The 20,394-nt window shown below is 38.4% G+C and carries 20 protein-coding genes; 8 read left to right on the forward strand and 12 right to left on the reverse strand.

All coding sequences use genetic code 11. The annotated features are described in order from the left end of the window. Nucleotides 1-246 precede the first annotated feature (246 nt). Together CD138_RS05165 and CD138_RS05170 are read left to right on the forward strand one after the other, a co-directional pair. On the forward strand, nt 247-1,098 hold the full coding sequence (locus CD138_RS05165; protein WP_019169027.1) for an NAD-dependent epimerase/dehydratase family protein: 852 nt from the start codon (nt 247-249) through the stop codon (nt 1,096-1,098). Between the two features lie 281 nt (nt 1,099-1,379). Further along, nucleotides 1,380-2,876, forward strand: a complete 1,497-nt coding sequence (locus tag CD138_RS05170; protein WP_019169028.1) for a coagulase domain-containing protein — start codon at nt 1,380-1,382, stop codon at nt 2,874-2,876. A 93-nt stretch (nt 2,877-2,969) separates the two neighbouring features. Here CD138_RS05170 and ltrA read toward each other — a convergent pair whose 3' ends face one another. After that, nucleotides 2,970-4,256 carry a group II intron reverse transcriptase/maturase gene (gene ltrA, locus CD138_RS05175; protein ID WP_096559462.1) on the reverse strand — a complete coding sequence of 429 codons (1,287 nt, stop codon included), beginning with the start codon at nt 4,254-4,256 and terminating at the stop codon, nt 2,970-2,972. A 685-nt stretch (nt 4,257-4,941) separates the two neighbouring features. Between ltrA and CD138_RS05180 the strand changes: the two genes are divergently transcribed. Further along, nucleotides 4,942-5,646: an exotoxin beta-grasp domain-containing protein gene (locus CD138_RS05180; protein ID WP_019168620.1), complete on the forward strand. Its 705-nt coding sequence runs from the start codon at nt 4,942-4,944 to the stop codon at nt 5,644-5,646. 109 nt (nt 5,647-5,755) lie between these two features. After that, a complete protein-coding gene (locus tag CD138_RS05185; RefSeq protein WP_081583087.1) occupies nt 5,756-6,118 on the forward strand; it encodes a hypothetical protein in 363 nt (120 codons plus the stop codon). A gap of 90 nt (nt 6,119-6,208) precedes the next feature. Here CD138_RS05185 and CD138_RS05190 read toward each other — a convergent pair whose 3' ends face one another. The 4 genes from CD138_RS05190 to panB form a co-directional block, all read right to left on the reverse strand. Continuing rightward, nucleotides 6,209-6,391 (reverse strand): hypothetical protein, encoded by a 183-nt coding sequence (locus CD138_RS05190; protein WP_019168621.1) that lies wholly within the window; start codon nt 6,389-6,391, stop codon nt 6,209-6,211. 268 nt (nt 6,392-6,659) lie between these two features. Beyond that, nucleotides 6,660-7,043, reverse strand: coding sequence for an aspartate 1-decarboxylase (gene panD / locus CD138_RS05195; protein ID WP_019168622.1), 384 nt, complete (start codon nt 7,041-7,043; stop codon nt 6,660-6,662). Next, a complete protein-coding gene (gene panC / locus CD138_RS05200; RefSeq protein ID WP_019168623.1) occupies nt 7,040-7,900 on the reverse strand; it encodes a pantoate--beta-alanine ligase in 861 nt (286 codons plus the stop codon). Before panC ends, panD begins: the two co-directional genes overlap by 4 nt. Then, nucleotides 7,897-8,709 carry a 3-methyl-2-oxobutanoate hydroxymethyltransferase gene (gene panB, locus CD138_RS05205; protein WP_019168624.1) on the reverse strand — a complete coding sequence of 271 codons (813 nt, stop codon included), beginning with the start codon at nt 8,707-8,709 and terminating at the stop codon, nt 7,897-7,899. Before panB ends, panC begins: the two co-directional genes overlap by 4 nt. A 251-nt stretch (nt 8,710-8,960) precedes the next feature. Between panB and CD138_RS05210 the strand changes: the two genes are divergently transcribed. Next, nucleotides 8,961-9,821 carry an oxidoreductase gene (locus tag CD138_RS05210; protein ID WP_019168625.1) on the forward strand — a complete coding sequence of 287 codons (861 nt, stop codon included), beginning with the start codon at nt 8,961-8,963 and terminating at the stop codon, nt 9,819-9,821. A gap of 98 nt (nt 9,822-9,919) precedes the next feature. Here the strand turns inward: CD138_RS05210 and CD138_RS05215 are convergent, their stop codons facing one another. Continuing rightward, nucleotides 9,920-11,245 carry a 6-phospho-alpha-glucosidase gene (locus tag CD138_RS05215; RefSeq protein ID WP_019168626.1) on the reverse strand — a complete coding sequence of 442 codons (1,326 nt, stop codon included), beginning with the start codon at nt 11,243-11,245 and terminating at the stop codon, nt 9,920-9,922. 1 nt (nt 11,246) lies between these two features. Beyond that, on the reverse strand, nt 11,247-12,842 hold the full coding sequence (locus tag CD138_RS05220; protein ID WP_019168627.1) for an alpha-glucoside-specific PTS transporter subunit IIBC: 1,596 nt from the start codon (nt 12,840-12,842) through the stop codon (nt 11,247-11,249). Nucleotides 12,843-13,114: 272 nt separating this feature from the next. Between CD138_RS05220 and CD138_RS05225 the strand changes: the two genes are divergently transcribed. Continuing rightward, nucleotides 13,115-13,870 carry a MurR/RpiR family transcriptional regulator gene (locus CD138_RS05225; protein WP_019168628.1) on the forward strand — a complete coding sequence of 252 codons (756 nt, stop codon included), beginning with the start codon at nt 13,115-13,117 and terminating at the stop codon, nt 13,868-13,870. A 136-nt stretch (nt 13,871-14,006) separates the two neighbouring features. On the opposite strand, the gene CD138_RS05230 is transcribed toward CD138_RS05225, so the two are convergent. After that, entirely contained in the window at nt 14,007-14,567 is a 561-nt protein-coding gene (locus CD138_RS05230) for a hypothetical protein (protein ID WP_019168629.1), read from the reverse strand. A 254-nt stretch (nt 14,568-14,821) separates the two neighbouring features. Here CD138_RS05230 and CD138_RS05235 point away from each other — a divergent pair, with 254 nt between their 5' ends. Beyond that, entirely contained in the window at nt 14,822-15,994 is a 1,173-nt protein-coding gene (locus tag CD138_RS05235; RefSeq protein WP_019168630.1) for an MFS transporter, read from the forward strand. Between the two features lie 241 nt (nt 15,995-16,235). Beyond that, nucleotides 16,236-16,664: an antibiotic biosynthesis monooxygenase family protein gene (locus CD138_RS05240; protein ID WP_019168631.1), complete on the forward strand. Its 429-nt coding sequence runs from the start codon at nt 16,236-16,238 to the stop codon at nt 16,662-16,664. A 111-nt stretch (nt 16,665-16,775) separates the two neighbouring features. Here CD138_RS05240 and cntE read toward each other — a convergent pair whose 3' ends face one another. From cntE to cntC, 4 genes are read right to left on the reverse strand one after another with little or no spacing between them, the layout of a single operon-like run. Beyond that, nucleotides 16,776-17,966 carry a staphylopine family metallophore export MFS transporter CntE gene (gene cntE, locus CD138_RS05245; protein WP_019168632.1) on the reverse strand — a complete coding sequence of 397 codons (1,191 nt, stop codon included), beginning with the start codon at nt 17,964-17,966 and terminating at the stop codon, nt 16,776-16,778. Between the two features lie 11 nt (nt 17,967-17,977). Beyond that, complete coding sequence (locus tag CD138_RS05250; RefSeq protein WP_019168633.1) at nt 17,978-18,718, reverse strand: ABC transporter ATP-binding protein; 741 nt, start codon at nt 18,716-18,718, stop codon at nt 17,978-17,980. Beyond that, nucleotides 18,712-19,530, reverse strand: a complete 819-nt coding sequence (gene cntD / locus CD138_RS05255) for a staphylopine uptake ABC transporter ATP-binding protein CntD (RefSeq protein WP_019168634.1) — start codon at nt 19,528-19,530, stop codon at nt 18,712-18,714. Before cntD ends, CD138_RS05250 begins: the two co-directional genes overlap by 7 nt. Next, entirely contained in the window at nt 19,530-20,393 is an 864-nt protein-coding gene (gene cntC / locus CD138_RS05260; protein ID WP_019168635.1) for a staphylopine uptake ABC transporter permease subunit CntC, read from the reverse strand. Before cntC ends, cntD begins: the two co-directional genes overlap by 1 nt. Nucleotide 20,394 lies beyond the last annotated feature (1 nt).

Genomic DNA, 20,394 nt, shown 5'->3' on the forward strand with positions numbered 1-20,394 from the left:
CCTTTTAATGTGTCATACTAATTAAATAAAAGTATGTCATAATAATTAGAAATTGACAATCAAAAATCGGTTCGTCCATTATTTTTTTTATTTATTGTCAATAATTCGTCATAAAAAATTGCAGTTGTTCTATTTCATATCAGTTTAAAAATGCAAAAAAAGGAAATAAATACGAACATATGTTTTGATAATTGTCACTCAATATGTCATCATTCAAAAGAAGTTCCAATAAAGGAGTATATAAAAATGACAAAAATATTTGTAACAGGTGCAACAGGCTTAATCGGGATGCGCTTAACAGAAAGATTAATTCAAGAAGGACATGACGTCGCGGGCTTTACCACTTCAGAAAATGGGAAAGCACGTTTAGAAAAAGTCGGTGCTCAAGCATTTATCGGTAACATTTTAGAACCCGATACGATTGAAGCTGCGATTAAAGCATTTCAACCAGAAGTGATCATGCATCAAATTACAGATTTAAAAAATGTGGATATGGCCGCGAATACGAAAGTGCGCGTTGAAGGAACACGTCACCTTGTAGACAGCGCACTCAAATACGACGTGCAACATATCATTTCACAAAGTTTAGCGTTTATGTATGAACCAGGTGATACGTTAGCGACTGAAACAACACCACTCGATACAAATTCATCAGGCGACCGTAAAATTACAGTTGATGGTGTCATCGGTGTAGAAGGTGAAAGCCAACGTTTAGCACATGCTGTCATTTTACGTTACGGGATGATGTATGGACCTGGCACATGGTTTGGTAAAGACGGTATGATTTATAACCAATTTAAAGAAGGCAACGTCCAATTATCAAAAGGTATCACTTCTTACGTGCATATTGATGACACGGTTGAAGCAGCCATCAAAGCGCTCAATTTTGAAGCAGGTATTTACAATGTGACAGATGACGAACCGATTGATGGCGAAACATGGGCAGCTTGGTATGCCGAGCAATTGAACGTTTCCCCTCAAATTGAATTTTTAGAAGCACAACCATTCGAACGCGGTGCAGATAACCAAAAATACAAAGCACAAGGTGGCAAATTGTTGTATTCCACTTGGCGCGATGGCATGGATGTTAATGAATAAATCAAAATAGCGGAAAGCTCATCAACTTGAGCTTTCCGTTTTTTTGTTGGACTGAAATTCAAGTAATCATGCCAATCATTAACTCGTATCAAATAAAGTTTCACACATCATTTCTTAATCAATTATTAAATCACCGTAAGAATTTGTTTAACATCAATTAATTCCGAGTTAATTTCTCTTAATTTCAAACTGGTATATAATCAAAACTCGCAAATTAATTAATTGGGAGATTAAAAGTAAATTTGTGATTATAAATAAATTCATATTAAGGAGATTGATTAATGAAAAAGAAATTGCTTGTTTTATCTGCGAGTGCCATTCTCGCTTCTCACTTTTTAGTTGGAGGAGAAGCATCTGCCATAGTTACTGGGGAGAAAAACCCATATACCTCTAAAGCTTTATCGCTTAAAGATCGAAGTAATGCATCATCAGTTACAACTGAACAATATAAAGAGAGCTTAGAAAATTTAATTTATAGATTAAGCATTCATGGTTATGAAAAATATGATGAACCAGAATACGACGAAGCAGTTAAAAAATATAAGCAACGTTTTATGGCTGAAATGGACGCCATGAACCAATTTTTACAAGAAGAAAAAATAAAGAAAGCAAAAGAAAAAAAGAACGAAGATATACCGGCTAATGTCATAGGATTAACCCATCAAAGATATGAGGCAGTTTATGACGCATTAAAAGAAAATAAAATTGATTTTACAAAAGAAATACAAAAATTGAATGCAAAATACTCTGATTTAAAAACTTTTGATAGTCAAGAGCAAAATGACGCAGATCAAAAATTAAATGACTTAGAAAATCAAATTTTAATGTTAGGACAAACATTTACTGACGATGTTGATGCAAGAGACAATTTATATAATAAACTCGATATGAGCATCGGCAACTTAAATTATGAGCGTAAAGAAAAAAGAGCAGTTAATAAACGTATGTTAGATAGAAAAACAGAAGACCTAGAGACGATTATTGATGAATTTTTTGAAGAAATTGATTTAGCGCGTCCTAAAGAAATTCCTGTTTTAACAGCTTATAACCAAAAAGATGAAGCAGTAAAAGCGAAACTTAGAGATGATGCTAAAAAAGCTAAGGAAAACGAGAATTTAAGACATCCAAGAGCTCAAAAACAACAAACTGCTGAGGCAACATCTCAATCTAGTCATCAAGAAGTTGCACAACCATCAGTCAATAGTTTAGAAATTGAAGAACCACAAACTGCAAAACCACAACAACCGATTTATACTGAAACAACAGTACATACACCAATGACTGTTACACCACAAACGGCGGAAGAAACAGTATTTGAAGAGCTTCAAGGTCGCAACGCTCAATCTTCAACAACAGTCACTGGTGAACAAACAACTGACGCAGTAACAGCACCAGCAGAAAGTACACCTGAAGCATCTGAACAAACAGCAACTTCAGATTTACAACAAGATCAACCATCAGAGGCACCTCAGCAAGCAGCCGAAGAAACTGAAACGATTACAGAAAGCCATGTCGTTGATATTGATGAATCGACAACTTTCGAAAAGTCAGGCTATTTATACGGTTTCAGCCAAAGTGACACATCTGGTTACACAGAAAGAGAAAAACGTGCCATTCGACGTAACCATGTCAGAGAAGCTGAATCTTTAGTGAACCAATATGTAGATACACATCGTTACCAAGACCGAATTGCGGCTCAACAAAAAGTGAACACATTAAGTGACGCGCATCAAAAACGCTTTAACAAAATGATTAATAAAGCTTACAATGGTCAATAAAATTTAATATCAACTGAATCGAGTAGGAGAATAGTCATTAATTGACTATTCGTCCTCTCACACCACCGAGCGTACGGTTCCGTACTCGGCGGTTCAATATCTTGCGTAAGCCAGCTCTGCAAGCTGGGCTAATGGTATCAGCCCCCACTTGTAGAGTTGTTTTGTTGTAAGTGCACGATGAACCTCGTGCGTGTTTGATAATCGCCAGTACTTTTTGCGAGACTGTGCGATTTTCATCGCACTTCTATGGTCAAGACCATATTGGCGCAACATCTTATATTTGGTTCTTACTCTTTTCCACCGTTTAAGTATGAGTTGTCTAAGACGGCGGTTTAACCAAGATTGCGTGGTTTCAATAAATCCTCTGATAAAACCTCTACCAAAGTAATTTATCCAACCTCGTGTCACTTGGTTAATTTCAGTGATAATATCTTTAAAGGTACCGGGTCTATTTCGTTTCGTTATTTTCCTTAAGGCGCGTATTAAATTTCTTTTTGCTTCCGTAGTCGGTCTGAAACGACAAACCCCATTTACCTTGGTTATTAGACAACTCAAAAACTTTAAACGTGTAACTGCTCCTATTCTACTTTTATCTTCATTGACAACCAACTTCAGTTGCTTCTCAATGAATTTCGTTACACTCGACATTACGCGTTCGCCTGCACGTTTTGTGCGTACAAAGATGACAAAGTCATCTGCATAGCGTACAAAACGATGTCCACGCTTTTCGAGTTCTTTATCCAGTTCATGTAGATAGATATTACATAGTAAGGGAGAGATAACGCCCCCTTGTGGTGCACCTATCTTTCTTTCTGCGACTTCGCCAGATAGGTCAATGGCACCTACTTGTAGACTTCTACGGATAAATGTTGAAATTGACTTATCTTGAACATGGCGTTCGAACAAATACATGAGCTTATCATGATTCAACATGTCAAAGCACTGTTTCAAATCACAGTCCACAGCTATTTTATAGCCTTCTTCGTAGTAGGACGCACATTGCTTAAGTGCTGTTCCTGTGCTACGATTAGGTCTGAAACCATGGCTGTGATTCGAAAATGTTCGGTCAATGCCTGGTTCAATCACTTGTCTAATGGCTTGTTGTATCACTCTGTCTCTAGCGACAGGAATACCAAGCACACGCATTTTCCCATTTGGTTTGGGGATTTGAACTTTTCGAACTGCTTGAGGTTTATATGAACCATCAAGCAGTTTTTTCGTTATCTGCGAAAAGTACTGCACAAAGTGAGCGTGGAGTTCACTGACTTTCATGCCGTCAATTCCAGGAGCACCTTTGTTTTTCTTAACTTTCTTGATAGCTTTTTCTATGTTGTTTGGTCTTACAACAAGCTCCATCAGTGATGGAGACTTACGATACATTTCTTTCATTTCACCTAAGATTTACTGTACACACTTATGTATTCTTTTTTCGTTCCACTACTTATCCTTCCATAAGTTGCCGGTTAAGACCGTATTCTGCACGTCGTAAATCTATAACCTCCAATCTTTACTTTGTATTGAATATTGTTCAGTCCTTCGGTACATTTTCCCTACTATGACTTCTGCTGACTTCTCATCATTCGTTGTTACTACGGTTGAGATACCGCTGATGAGACCTCCCCGGGTAAGGTGTAACCTCTTTCTACTCATGTCACCGCATCATTTACTATATAGAACTCGGATAGTATCGGACTTCATCTTGTTGAGCAGATTCATCCATTCTACATAGCCTTAGTATGATATTTCTGTTCGTCAGTGCGAGTGTTTGCGTCCGACTTCCTTCAGATTCCACTTCGCAATGGACACCCTTGTCTTTCGCTAACAGTTCCTACTACCAAGCCTGTAACGGACTTTCACCGTCAAGATGTTACCCATGCCGGGCGCACTCAAAAAACCCTTATTTTAAGTGTCAAAACTAAAATAAGGGTTACTTATTAAATTTTTAACATATAAGTTAATAATCATTTAAAAAATAGTTAATATTAAAATTCCTAGTATCTCTATATAATAAAAAAGTCTTTAATGACACACTTTAGATGACAACATATTAAGGAGAAGAATCATCATGAAGCAATCAACAATTCTAAAAGTTAGCTTGGCGGTAGGTATTTTAGCAACAGGCGTGGGTCTTCAAAGTCATGCCGCAGCATTGGCTGAACAAGAAGATATTCAAGTCATTAATTCTCAAACGAAAGCGCTAAAGGATTATTACTCTCAAACCCCTTTTAAATACCATAACGTTACAGGCTATGGAGAAGGAGATAAAAAACTTAGTGTAGTAACACCTGATCAAACTTTAGTGTCAATTTCATTAGATGGAAGTGACTTATCTAAATATAACGTTAAAGATAAAGAATATCCTAATTTAGATCTTTTTGTAGTAAGAGAGGGAACAGATAGAAGCGCCGAGACGCAATCAATTGGCGGCATTACTAAAACGAATAAAGTAACATATCACGATAATGTGAAAAATCCTGATATTGTAATTAATAGAGAAAGTTATGGGATACCTACAACAGCTACAACAAACGAACTTTCTATTAACAAAGAAGAAGTGTCTTTAAAAGAATTAGACTTTAAACTTCGTCAAATGCTTATCAATAAATATGACTTATACAAAAACGGCTCAAGTAACGACAAAATTGTCATCAAAATAGGCGACGAAGATAAAGACATCATGACTTTAGAATTAGATAAAAAGTTACAACCACACCGTATGAGCGACACGGTAGACGTCAATAAAATCCAAAAAATTACAATAGATTTATAAAAACACTATTTGATATAGATAACAGAGGTAATCACATGCGATTGCCTCTGTTTTGTGTCAAAATAAGATATCAATTAAATCATATAAACACATTAGAGGTGCATACTTCATGAAATCTAAAATCTCGTATGTATTGATTCCACTCGCTCCTGTAGAATTTATAGCCATGTACATAGACTATCACTTACATTCATTGCTCGGTTACACCCCCTACATCATTATTTCTGTACTGATCAGCTACCCTATTTTTAAAAATGGTTTGAAAAATAGTTATACGCTAGTCATCAGTAGGGTTATCGGTATGCTTATTTCATTTTTATGCGTCCATCTTTTCATTAACACATATCATTCCGCTAGCTATTTCAAACCTTTTACAGCAGATTTTTACTCCATATTGTTAGGCATCATCAGTTTTATTGTGGTTGCTCTATGTTATTTCGTCATGTGGGGATTCTCTTCAAAAAATCGCTAACTCATCATATAAGCTATTGACGCCTAAACGCAACCTATCAATAATCCTGTGTTGACAAGTTGCGTTAAGCGTTCTTCTCATGAGACGATGTTATCTCAATAGCAATAAATAGAAAATACCGTAAATTGCGATGAACAAAATTAAAGTCATAACTGAAACAATGACCACTTTGATTGCGATGTGAACGTGCAACCTTTTAATGATGAATGAACTTAACAACACCGCAATCAAACAACTGATTCCAAGTAAAATGCTATTAAAATGTACGAACATCCTCACACCTCTTATTTTTATTGATATTTCTAACTATGTATCAAAGCATTACATTTTTAACAACACACACCGGCCACTACCGACCTACTGATTTTGGCTACCTTTACAAAAAAACGCCTCCTTTTTATATGGAGACGCTTTTGATTTATCATTTGCCAGTGGGTCACACTCTCCCAAAGTGTCAACTGTACTTTAACAGTGCGAACCAACGCGACAAATTCAATAATGATATATACGCATGCGAAAGTGTATAGCATGCATTAAAAATTTAAAGAATCACTGTATTTTCTTTTTCTTGAATCATTTCGATAATTTCATTGTGCTCATTCATCACTGCCACTTTAGGGGAATGTGATTTTAATTCCGTCTCATCCAACTGTGCATATGTCATAATAATCACGACATCGCCAACTTGTACGAGACGCGCTGCTGCACCGTTTAAACAAATTTTACCGCTGCCACGTTCACCAGCAATGACATATGTTTCTAAACGTGCACCGTTGTTATTGTTTACAATTGCGACTTTTTCGTTCGGCAAAATATCAACTGCATCTAAAATATCTTGATCAATCGTAATACTACCGACATAGTTCAAGTTCGCTTCTGTGACACGTGCACGATGAATTTTTGCGTTCATCATAGTTCTTATCATTTTTCTATTTCATCTCCAATAATAATGTTATCGATTAACCGGGCTTGGGTAAACTTCACGGCTAATGATATAAAAATACGTCCTTCTATATGTGCTTGCGCTCTTAATTCGGGGTAACTGTATACTGCAACTTCTTGAACTTGTCCACTGGTGTGGGTCTCTAAGTATTGTGTCACCTTATCAATAATGACGCTACTTTCACGCTCACCCGCATCATATAACGACTCCGCGAGTGCTAAACTTTGACGTAAATGGACCGCTTCTTGTCTCTCTTCAGCTGTCAGATAAACATTTCTTGAGCTTTTTGCCAGTCCATCTGCTTCGCGCACAATATCGACACCGACAATTTTAACGGGGTGATTAAAATCACGGACCATTTGTTCGACGATTGCGAGTTGTTGTGCGTCTTTTTTGCCAAAGTATGCGACATCAGGTTGAACAATGTTAAACAACTTATTCACGACTGTCACCACACCATCGAAATGACCTGGACGTAACGCGCCTTCTAGTACTTTTGCCAATCGGCCGACCGTCACATCAATGCCAAGTTCGCCTGGATACATTTCTTCTACTGAGGGATAAAAGACGTAATCCACACCGATTTGTTGTACCATCGCTTCATCTTCATCAATTTGACGTGGATAAGCATCAAAATCTTCATGAGGACCAAATTGCAGTGGGTTCACAAATACACTGATGACTGTCACATCATTTTCTTGAATCGATTGACGCATCATCGTTAAATGCCCGTCATGTAATGCACCCATCGTCGGTACAAAACCAATGGACTTGCCTTCACGATGAAATTGTTTTGCGAGTTGTTGCATCTCTTGAATGGATGTTATACGTTGTGTCATGCGTCTACCTCATCCATAATTTGTTTTTTGTATGTGTATGCTTCAGATGGAAAAGCACCTGTTTTCACTTCTTCATTATATTTTTCTAACGCGGCGATACCAATTGATAAATCGCAATATTGTTTCACGAATTTGGCATGACGATCCACACCATAATTTAACATATCGTGATACACCAATACTTGGCCATCCGTCCCTTTACCTGCACCGATACCAATGACCGGAATAGTTAATTTTTCTGAAATCACTTGCGCGAGATCACTCGGAATGGCTTCAAGCACTAATGCAATCGCACCCGCACGTTCCACTGCTTGAGCATCTTCAATCAGTTGTTGTGCCGCTTCTTTCGTTGTACCTTGCATTTTATAGCCTAACACGCCGACACTTTGAGGTGTCAAACCAAGGTGTGCAACAATCGGAATCCCCATTTGTGTGGCTTGTGTCATAAAGTCAGTCAAATGTGCACCTTCTACTTTTAACGCATTTCCACGACTTTCTCTATAAAGACGAATCGCATTTTCAATATCTGTTTTGGCATCGATACCTACCGAACCAAATGGCATATCGACAACAACAAATGTATTGGGCGCACCACGACGAACTGCACGGCTATGATGTAACATATCTTCAAGTGTCACATCGACTGTGCTTTCATATCCTAATACCGTCATCCCTAGTGAATCTCCCACTAAGATCATGTCGATATTGGCCTCTTCAACTTGTTTCGCACTTGGGAAATCATAAGCGGTCACCATTGAAATTTTTTCACCGTCACGCTTCATTTGTTGAATATGATTTAAAGTTTTCAATTCTTTCACCCTTTAATTTTTATTATATCAATAGTAAATCAAGTCACCTGAATTTTCCATTGATTTTTTTATTTTTGTGGAATGCTGCCTTTAATTATGAAAAGTATTTGAACAATTGTTTCTATATAAACTTGTATAATTCTCAGTTATCCGTAATCTATACTTTACAACTTTTCTAAAACATAATAAATTAAAGCATATTCATTAACGTTATCCAACCCTATCCTGTAATGGAAGAAAGGTGATATTCTATGACTCGAATTGCTGTTATCGGCCCAGGTGCAGTGGGAACTTCTATCGCGTATGCCTTGTCCAATCGACATGACGTCACGCTGCTTGGTCGCCAAAATCAAACGTTAACATTTGAAGATTATGCAGATCAGACAACACGCACATTCACCGTGAGTGCACTCCAAGAAGTCACACAAACCTTTGATGTCATTTTCATCGCTGTGAAGACACATCAATTGGCCACTGTGATGTCTGCACTTCCTCAACTTACCGACAATCATACGACCATTATTCTCGCACAAAATGGCTACGGTATGCTCGAACAATTGAAAGATTATCGCGCCTATCAAGCCGTCGTTTATGTGAGTGGTCAGAAAAAAGGCAGTCATGTCACACATTTCAGAGACTACAAACTGCACATCCAATCTGATATCGTCACAGAACAGCTGGCTCAAATATTCTCATCAACAAAGTTAGAACTTGTGTTAGAACCTCATATTCAACAAGCGATTTGGTATAAATTAATTGTCAATCTCGGTATTAATACTGTCACTGCACTCGGACGTGATACTGCCCGTGTACTGAAAGATGAACGAATGGCAAAACTTTGCCGACAGTTGTTAGTAGAAGGAAAACAAGTGGCACGTGCGGAAGGGATACATTTTGATGCAGATTTCGTCACATCAATCATGAATATTTATGCAGGCTATCCGGATGAAATGGGAACCAGTATGTATTACGATACAATGAATCAACAACCTTTAGAAGTAGATGCGATACAAGGTTACATCTATCAACGCGCCAAAGCCCATCAATTGGACACACCACATTTGGAGACCATATACACCTTGCTCGCCTATCAAAACCAAAGTAGGCTGTAGAGAAAAGTAGGTTATCCCAATACTTAGAATACTTATAGTGGAAAATTTGAATAAGGAAGTCTGACAAATTTAACTGTCTCAGACTTCCTTTTTTATGCTTATTTTAATTCTGGCCAGTACGCTTTGTTTGCTTCAATTAAATCATCTAAAATCGCTTTAGCAACTGCCGCATTCGGTACTGTTTTCGATAATGTGATCGCTTGCCATAGTTTTTGATATGACGCCTCTTCATATGCTTCTACGACAAGTTTTTCAACACCGACTTGTTGTTCCATTAACGCTTTTTGGAATCGTGGAATTTCGCCAACGACTAACTTTTCTGGGCCATTGCTACCTACAATACAAGGGATTTCTACCATTGCTGTAGGATCAAAGTTAATAATTGATCCTTGGTTTTCCACAATCATCAACATACGCTCTTTCGTGTTGTATGCGATTGCTTTTGCAAGGTCTACAATGTATGACGCGTGCTCATCCACCGTTAATTCCGTATCTTTCGCTGTACCTTTGTCGATGATATTTTGACATTGCGTAAAAATAAACTTTTCACGGCCGTCCATCACTTCATTCGCACGTGTATATTCTGGATTTGAATGTTCTACTTCTTGTGTTGGGAAGAAGTAATATTTCAAATACGTATTCGGCACTGTATGTGGATCTAAAGCTTGGACATCACGCGCTTTTTTAAGTGTATTGTTCCAACTTTCTTGCTTTTCTAATTCAGAACTTCCATCTGTCGCATAACCATGCTCACTGACATGACGAATCACTTCAGGCATTAATGAATTTCCTTTTTTATCACGAATATCTGTCCACCATCCGAAGTGGTTTAACCCGTAATAATTCACTTCAAATTCTTTGCGTGATTCAAGACCTAAATTTTTCGCAATAAGTTCTTCAATTCCAATCGGCATATCACAAATATTCAATATTTTAGAATTTGGACGTAATTTGCGCGTTGCCTCAGCTACAATGGCAGCAGGGTTCGAATAGTTGAGCATCCATGCATCTGGTGAATATTTTTCCATATAGTCCACGAGTTCAAGTACACCTGGGATAGAGCGCATACCATATGCAATACCACCAGGTCCACACGTTTCTTGACCCACGACACCATGACGCAATGGAATCTTTTCATCTAATTCACGCATCGCATATTTCCCAACTCGAATATGTGCCATGACAAAATCTACATTTGTGAACGCCTCTTCTGGATCCACACTGGCAATCAGTTTCATTTCAGGCGCACGCTCTTTTAAAATGATTTCACATGCGTCTGCAATTGTTTTTTGACGTGCTTCGTCATTATCATAAAGTTTGATTGTATCAATTGGAAACTCGTCCAAATAATCCAATAACATCATAATAATCCCTGGCGTAAACGTACTTCCTCCACCTGCAATTGTAATATTAAACTTCTTCATTTTATACTTCCTCCTCTTTTTCTAACTTTTCTTCAAAGTAATCCCTTACTTGTGGCACACTCATTCCAACAATCACTTGAACACTACGCCCACTCTTGACCAATCCATGAGCCATTTGTTCATGCGTAAAGTAGTCACTTTCTCTTACTAAATCGGGGTCTTTCACGGTTAAGCGCAAACGTGTCGCACAGTTCGTTACATCTACAATGTTGTCTTTGCCACCGAGACCTTCTAAATAGTAAGTCGCTTTTTGGTCATATTCATTTTCACCTGACACCTGTTTGGACACACTTTGATTTTGTTGCTTTTGTTGATAATCCTTTTTCGTAAACAACTTAGCCCCTTCATCGCCTTTACGCCCTGGAATTGGAATATCAAACTTTTCAATCAAATCTTTAAATGTCACGAAATAAATAGCTGTAAAAATAAAGCCGATAATAAACTGCGCGATATAAACACTTGCATGATTACCAAATAATGGAATCCAGTTCGTCGCAGCAATCTCAATCAAGCCGCCACCCATCAGTCCAACAACACCGAACGCATTCATTAATGTCACCATTGTTGCACCTAATACTGCATGAATCGCGAATAAATATGGTGCGATGAATAAGAATGTGAACTCTAATGGCTCTGTAATTCCAGCAAATATCGCAGTTAACGAAGCTGGTACCACCAATGCGATGACTTTCTTTCTATTCGCTTTTGGCGTTGAGAACACCATTGCTAATGCGACACCAAGCAATCCAAACATTTTGATGTTCCCTTGTAATAAGAAACCATATGGATAAAGTTCTTTTAATGATTTCGTTGAGTTAGAAAATTCATTAAGATGATGAATCCAATAAGGTCTCAAACCACCATCTACAGCAGTTGGTCCAAACTCAAATGGTGTATAAATGAAATGATGCAATCCAGTTGGTATTAAAATACGCTCTAAAAAGTGGAATAACCATACACCGATGAGGCCTGAATGTAACATCACGCCTTGTAATGATTTAATCCCTACTTGAACGTATGGCCATATAAATGCTGTCGCCACTGCAACTGGAATCATCAAAAAGAAGCCGATCATGACAACAAATGTGAGCCCTTGGAAAATCCCTAACATTTCAAGCAACTTTTGATCGTAAAAACGGTTATGTATCCAAATCGCAATCGCTGAGATCAAAATGGCACCGATAATGCTTGTATCTAGTGTCGGAATACCTGCAATCGTTTTAACGCCCGTAACATTTTCGACCCCTTTGCTTAAATCAACACCAAACACATCTGGCCAAATCGTCAGTAAGGCATTGATGAAATTATTAAATACGAGATAAATCATCAATGCGGCTAAAGTTGCACGCCCTTGTGCTTTTTTCGCTAATGAGATAGGCAAACCAATCACAAAAGCTAATTCCATGTGAGTAAAAATTGTCCACCCACCACTCTCAATCACACTCCAAATGTTAAACCACGTTGTCCCTTTTGCCGCAATGCTTCCCATAATATTTTCGTTTTTAAATAGTGTCGCTAACCCAACAACAATACCGAAAAACGCAAATAGAATTACCGGAACAATCATCGCACTCCCAAAACGTTTGATTGCATTCATGAGCAAATATCCCTCCATCAGATTAGAAGATGTGTGAATTGATATCGCGTTGTTATATATCAACACGTATGACCTCTCTAAATTACTTTTAATCTTTCTAATCTTTTCATTTGTTTCATTTGATGAACTGTGTCGACAAACGATGCATTTCATCTAGCCTCAATATAATTGAAGCGCTTACATTTTGGAATGCGTTTGACACTTTTTGAAACCGCATAGTACGATTGGGTTATATTTACAAGAGATGAAAATATTTTCAGGAGGCGTTTGGGGTGTTATTAGATCAATTTGTAAACACGTATTACGACCAGTTGAACGACAATGATTTACATATTATCAAAACCATTCACGACCATATAGATGACATGAAAAAAATGAAAATACAAGAATTAGCATTAGCTTCACACACATCCATTTCATCTATTCACCGTCTCTGTCGTAAATTAGGATTTGATGGTTATAGCGAGTTAAAAACATATATTAAACTCAATTATCAAAAGGAAGCATTACCGCAAGATACCCTCGCGCTACTTGAACACGATATTCAACAAACGATGAAGCATCTCAATCACATCGACTTTTCGAACCTGAACCAGCGTATTGATGAAGCACCATTTATTTACATTTATGGTACGGGTACAGCGCAGCAATCCGTTGCACAGGATGTACAACGTCAAATTCTCGCATTGCACAAAAAATCTGTTGTCCTGAAAAACGAACTAGAACTTTTACACGCCATTGATATGATGTCGCCTCGTGAATTACTCATTATTATTTCACTATCCGGTGATACTAAACGATTTGAAGAAGTCATCAAATCCATCAAAACTCGAGAGCTTTCATTTATTAGCGTGACGACACTTCAAGACAACGCATTAGCACAACATGCCACATTTAATATTTATGTCCATAGCACACCTTTTCGCTTATTTAACCAAGTGGACAATTCTAGTTTCGTCACTTTTCATCTTGCTTTTGATGTCATTTTGAGAAAATATAGTACTTGGAAATTAAAACAGCATCATTAATTTAAGCTGTTGTAGCATACGACTCAGCACAAACCGATGTTATCATTTGTGATTTCAACAGTGTTTGTGCTTTTTGAATGCATAAAAATACAAGGGTATACCTCTTAAACGACGCACTCCCCTTGCACATTTCACACTATTCTTTTGTATTTGCGTTTTCTGGTTGGATAAATTGTAATTCATAGACGGAACTTTCATCATAACGATTGAAGCTATCAATATGGCCTTGTAAGTAAATAGTTTGTACTTTACGACTTACATTATGTCGATATTGAATTTTAATTTGGAGGTTTGACTCGTAGCCATTATTCCCAATGGTGCGGTCTAATTCGTTAAAGACGTCTTGATTAATCGGGAGCAGATAACTTTCTTTGCTCGGTAAAATACTGACATACTTGTGCTGTAACACATCTGCTTCATTCAAGTACACTTCTATCTTGATTTGTTTCGCAGCACCCGCACCGAGGTTAAATAATTTCAAATAATCATCGCCCCATTGATTATTTTCTTTTTCATATGATGAGGTATTTCTAAGTTTTAACTTTTCTCCATCACGTGTCATCAAAATTTGGTTAAATCCAAGTGCAGGCAAAAAACTCATTTTCATTTGATACAGTTGCACAGTGACGGAAATAAAATAGAATAATGCCATCACAAACGTCCCTATCGAACCTATTGCAGAAATGATATTAATCATCTCGACACCCCTTTCTATATCATCGTTTTAACCTTGTCTTTTTTCCACTTCTATATCCAGATTAAACGTGCACGTCAAACATCCAACTCTTATATCCTGCTTTTCAATAATGTCTTTCTCAAATGCACTTCCTTATTATGTTCCTTTTCTACATTTATATTAATATTAAGACTTCTTGCAAAAGGGTTGTATTGAAAAAGTGGCGTGTGTATAATCACCGTTATGAAAATAAATGAAAACAGGAGGGATCCATTATGAAGAAGTATCCGATTGCCATTTGGATGTTAACGATTGGTGCATTTGCGATTGGTATGACTGAATTCGTCATCATGGGCTTACTTCCTGATGTGGCTCATGATTTAAATGTATCTGTGAGCCAAGCAGGACAATTGATTACCGGTTACGCTTTAGGTGTCGCAATTGGAGGACCTATTGTTGTGATGTTGACTTTCCGTCTTAACCGTAAAGCACTATTAATGCTACTGATGAGCATCTTTATTTTAGGTAACATTCTCGGTGGTCTCAGTCCGAATTACACGACACTCATGCTTAGTCGTATCGTCACATCACTCGCGCACGGATCGTTTTTCGGCATTGGCTCTATTCTAGCTGCAAGTATGGTCGCAAGGCAGTATCGTGCAAGTGCGATGGCATTAATGTTTATGGGTCTCAGCCTGAGCAATATTCTCGGGGTGCCCTTTGGTACATTGATTGGACAAAAACTCGGATGGCACATGACATTTTTAATGATTGCTGTGATTGGCGTCATTGCGCTCATCGGCATTATGATTTTTGTACCGATGCAAAAAGAAACACGTACCACTTCCATTAAAGATGAATTGCGCATTTTAAAAGAAAAGAAGCTTTGGCTAACACTCGGGGTGACACTGTTCGGTTTTAGTAGTGTGTTCGCCTACTTTACTTATATTTCATCCATTCTCATTGATGTCACGCATATTCCTGAACGTTACATTTCATCTATCTTAATTGTATTCGGGATCGGTGTCACCATTGGCAATATTGTGGGTGGCAAGCTTGCAGATTGGAATTTAAACAAAGCTTTAATGTGCATTTTCATCACATTCTCAGTATATTTCGGACTGCTATATTTCATTCAATTCCATCCGATTTTAATGATTATCGGTGTCTTTCTTTTCGGTTTTATCGGCTTTAGTATGAGTCCATCGCTACAATACAAAAGTACGCTTATTTCCCAAGACGCACCGACACTTTCAAGTACGCTCAATCAATCTGCTTTTAACATTGGCAATGCGTTAGGTGCTTTGATTGGTGGTCTCGTTGTGAGTACACTCCCTATCGCTAGCTTAAGTTTAATTGCACCATTGCTCACATTAATCGGACTTGGCTTTCTATTATGGAGTATTGCGGTCGAACGAAAAGAACAAGCAAGTGCACATACACATTAAAATGGAACTCATAAACTGTGACATTCAAAATTTTTAATCCACTCGTTTCACCTTATACTTTTGAATATGCTATAAATTCACCGCTACATACCTACATGTAGCGGTTTTTAATTTATCAATCACTTTTTATTTTTAAATTGAATTTAGAAATTGTCATATATAATTTGTCAATAATTTAATTTTCGCAATTAACCTGTGAGATAAAGGGTAAGAATAAATTAAGTATAAGGAGGTATAAAGCATGTTACTCTCTCACAAAGATCTTCTTTATCAAATTGAAGAAGATGGGACGGCAGTGACCATATATAAAAATAATGACGCCAAAACATATACTGCTATAGAAGCAACAGGCGAACTGGCACCGCACCATTTTTGTGTTTTAAATTACATTAAAGTAGATATGAATCACAGTGAAACTTTTGAGGAACGTATTCTCAGTCGCACAGCTGCGTTGAATGATGTACATGGCTTCATATCACTACGTATTTTAAGACCTTTAGACCCACAAAATCATTATGTCGTCATTTCATTATGGGATGACCGTAAAAGTTTTGAAGTATGGCAGGATTCTAAGCAGCCATTGAATTATCACAATCAATGTCATGGCGTCATGGATAACGATATCGTGAATTCCGATTTATCATATAATATTAAATTTGATACAAAGTAACGTTTGTAGTAAGGTCACGACATGTTCGAGAACTGATTGCACAAGTTGCTGTCAGTGAAAAACAGGCTTGGGAACACATGAGTGAGGTCCCTAGCCTGTTCATTTTTTGTACTATTTTTCTATAAACTGCGGTCTTCTCTCAATGCTCATAATTGTAATCAATGCCATCAAAATCGCGCAAATGAGATACATATTCGCATAGCCTACCATATCTGCTATAGGCCCCATTAATGCAGCCCCAAGTGAGACACCTAAGTCAGCCGTTGCGATAAAGAGACCGAGTAACATATTCCGTCCCACTTTTGGTAATTTAAAGCTTAAAAATGACGTTAATGTCGGATAAACCATCGCTTGTGTGAGGCCAATCATGACTGCGCTGATATAAAGGATCCACGCACCGACATAAGGACCTACCGCAATGAAGAAAAGTGCGACAGTTAATAATCCGAGAACACCTAACATAAATCGAACGTGCCATCGTCCATCTGAAGGCATGTATTGACGTAAAAAGAAACGTGCAAATACCACTGTAACGGCTTGTACGGCTAAAAATAGACTCGCGTGACCGACTTGATAGGTATTCACGTACAGCACGATAAACGTCGCCACTGCTCCAAATCCGATTGAAGCCACAAGCATGATCGTTCCTGCTTTCAATAAAAACGGATTTTTAAACAATTGTAAAAACACTGTCATTGGACCATATGGCATCTTTTCTGGTTGAGCTGGCGCTGTATCAGCATCATCTTGACCATGAAGTGTCGCACTAAAACCGACGATACCCGTTGTGATTGCAATAATGATCATCGTCAACGCGAAGTAGCTCAAATGATCCAATTGCCATATGCCCACTGCAATCATGGGACCGATAATACCCGGTATGTATGAAAAGAGTGAATATAAGGAAATCCCTTGTGAACGATCTTCTTCGGGTAACGCGTCTATAATCCCAATTTGTAACGACATGGAGAAAAAGGCTGTACATACCCCTTGCATCACACGTGCTACAAAATAACCTTCTAAACCTGTAAAACCATATAAAATGAGCGCAAAGCCGTTAATGATTAAAATCCATCTTAATATTTTGATTGGGCCGACTTTGGCGATCACTTGCCCTGCCCATGGACGAAAAAGCATGGCCGTTAACATATATGCCCCCATGACGATACCGATTGTCGCATTGGTTGCACCTAAATCATGTCCGCGTAACGGAATCATGACGTTCAAAATAGCGTTAGCACTAAAGAAAAAAAGTGCGAGGATGTACAATCTCAAAAAGGGCCAAGCGAGTGCACCTTTCATATCATAACCTCCTAGTTCATAAATTGTTTTTCAAAAAGTTCACGTGTATAGTCATTTTGAAGGTCTTTTAACTGATGTCTATTTAAGCGTTCTTGAATTTGACCGTCATTAAAAATAATCAAATCTTCACATAAATAGACTGCTGCTTGAATATCATGTGTAATGAAAATCAAACTGAGCTGATATTTGTCTCTCAACGTAATTAATAAATCAAGAATTTGCGATTGAATCGACATGTCGAGCGCACTAATCGCTTCATCTAATACAATATAGTCTGGATTCGTGATAACTGCTCTCGCAATGGCGACACGTTGCGCTTCTCCTCCAGACATCATTTGAGGGTATTTGTTTAAAAAGGCTGCACTTAAACCGACACGTTCGAGCAACGCCGTCATGTGTGCCTCTTTATCGTCAACAGGCGTATCGCATTGACTGAGCGCTTCATTTAAAATTTGTCGCACATTAAAATACGGATGAAGTGAAGACTTGTAATCTTGAAATAAGACGCTCATTTTGCCGAGACGGGCGTGACGACGACAGACCGGTTGACTATCCAACAGTACTGTCCCTGAATCTGGCTTTTCGATACCTAATATCATGCGCGCCAATGTGGACTTACCACTACCGCTTTCTCCTATTATCGCAATACTTTGTCCTTTTTGGCATTGAAAACTGACCTGTTTCACAATTTGTCGTTTTTGCCTTCTAGCACCACTTCGATAAGATTTCGTGACATTTTGGACTTCTAACATGACGCATCACCTCGCAATGATTTGTAATAACGCGTCACACGATCTCGTGATGCAATCAAAAACTGCGTGTACGTATGCTGAGGTTGTGTGAACAATTGATGCGCTGGACCTGCCTCAACGACATCACCATGACGCATCACGATGACTTGATCCGCAATCGATTTCACCACTGCTAAATCATGAGAGACAAACAGCATGGCACAACCGATTTTTTCCTTCACTTCACGCAATTCTTCAATCACTTCATATTGTGTAATCGCATCGAGCGCTGTTGTTGGCTCATCTGCAATAATCACATCAGGTTGGAGGGCGAGTGCCAATATAATCATCAACCGTTGCAACATCCCACCTGACAATTGATGCGGATATGACTTTAAAATACGCTCAAAATCTCGTAAACCGAGCATGTCAAAATAGTGTTGCAATGTCTCTTTCTGTTGTTGTGGTGCCATGGGGCGGTGCTGCTTCAACATCATTTTCAACTGGGCGCCGACAGTAAATGAAGGGTTAAATGCCGTCGCACCTTGCTGCATGATCATCGCAATACGACGTCCTCTAATTTTTCGAAAGTCTGCTTCAGAGGCATCATGCAACGCTTCTCCTTGGAACCAAATTTCACCGCTCATACGAATATTGCGGTCGTTGAGTCCAAGGAGTGCTTTACACGTCATAGATTTACCGCTCCCACTTTCACCAATAATCGCAACCACTTCACCACGATGTAACGTCAAATTAAAGTGATGGACGAGGACATGATTCGTATGACCGTCAATGAGCGTTAAATCTTCCACACGCATGACTTGTTCTGCCATTATATCCACCCTTTCTTAATACGTTGTTTCATTTGTTGTTGTGACAATTTCGGATCAATCGCGATTTGAAGTGCATCGGATAAAAAGTTGACCGCAAGCACAATGACGATAATCGCAATACCCGGCGCAAACATCAACTCAGGGTGACTAAACATCACTTTACGCGCTTCATTCATCATCATGCCCCATTCTGCTGTCGGTGCTTTAACGCCTAATCCTAAAAATGAAAACCCTGAAATTTGTAAGATCATCGACACCATAGAACTCGTCGAAATAATAGCGATATCCGCTAAAGTTCGCGGCAAAATATGCGTCATAATAATACGCGAATGTGACAGACCAATCGTACGTGCAAATTTCACATCATCTGAATTGCGATATTGCATCACACTCGTCCGGATAATACGACAAAACCATGCCCAACGCGTAATAATCAATGCGACGATAATACTTTTCAAACCAATTCCGAGCACACCGATTAAAGCGAGTGTCATGACATAAGTGGGAAATGATAACATCACATCGCAAATACGCATCACGAGTGCATCGACCCAACGTCCAAAATAGCCTGAAATAAAGCCGAGCAGTGTCCCTATCAATACGGAACATGCTAATGCAAACAAAATGAGTAAAAAGCTCGGACGTATCGCAAAAATCAACCGTGTTAAAATATCTCGGCCTAAATGATCTGTCCCGAGCCAATGTGCCAATGACATACCGGCAAACTTGTCATCGATGTTCACCGTATTCGGGTCGTATGGCGTCACAATCGGCGCACATATCCCAAGCACCATATAAATCGCAATTATCGCTAACGCCCATTTCGCGCCGTTATCTTTTAATAATCTTTGGAAAACGATCATG

The sequence above is a fragment of the Staphylococcus intermedius NCTC 11048 genome (assembly GCF_002902385.1).
Classification (GTDB): domain Bacteria; phylum Bacillota; class Bacilli; order Staphylococcales; family Staphylococcaceae; genus Staphylococcus; species Staphylococcus intermedius.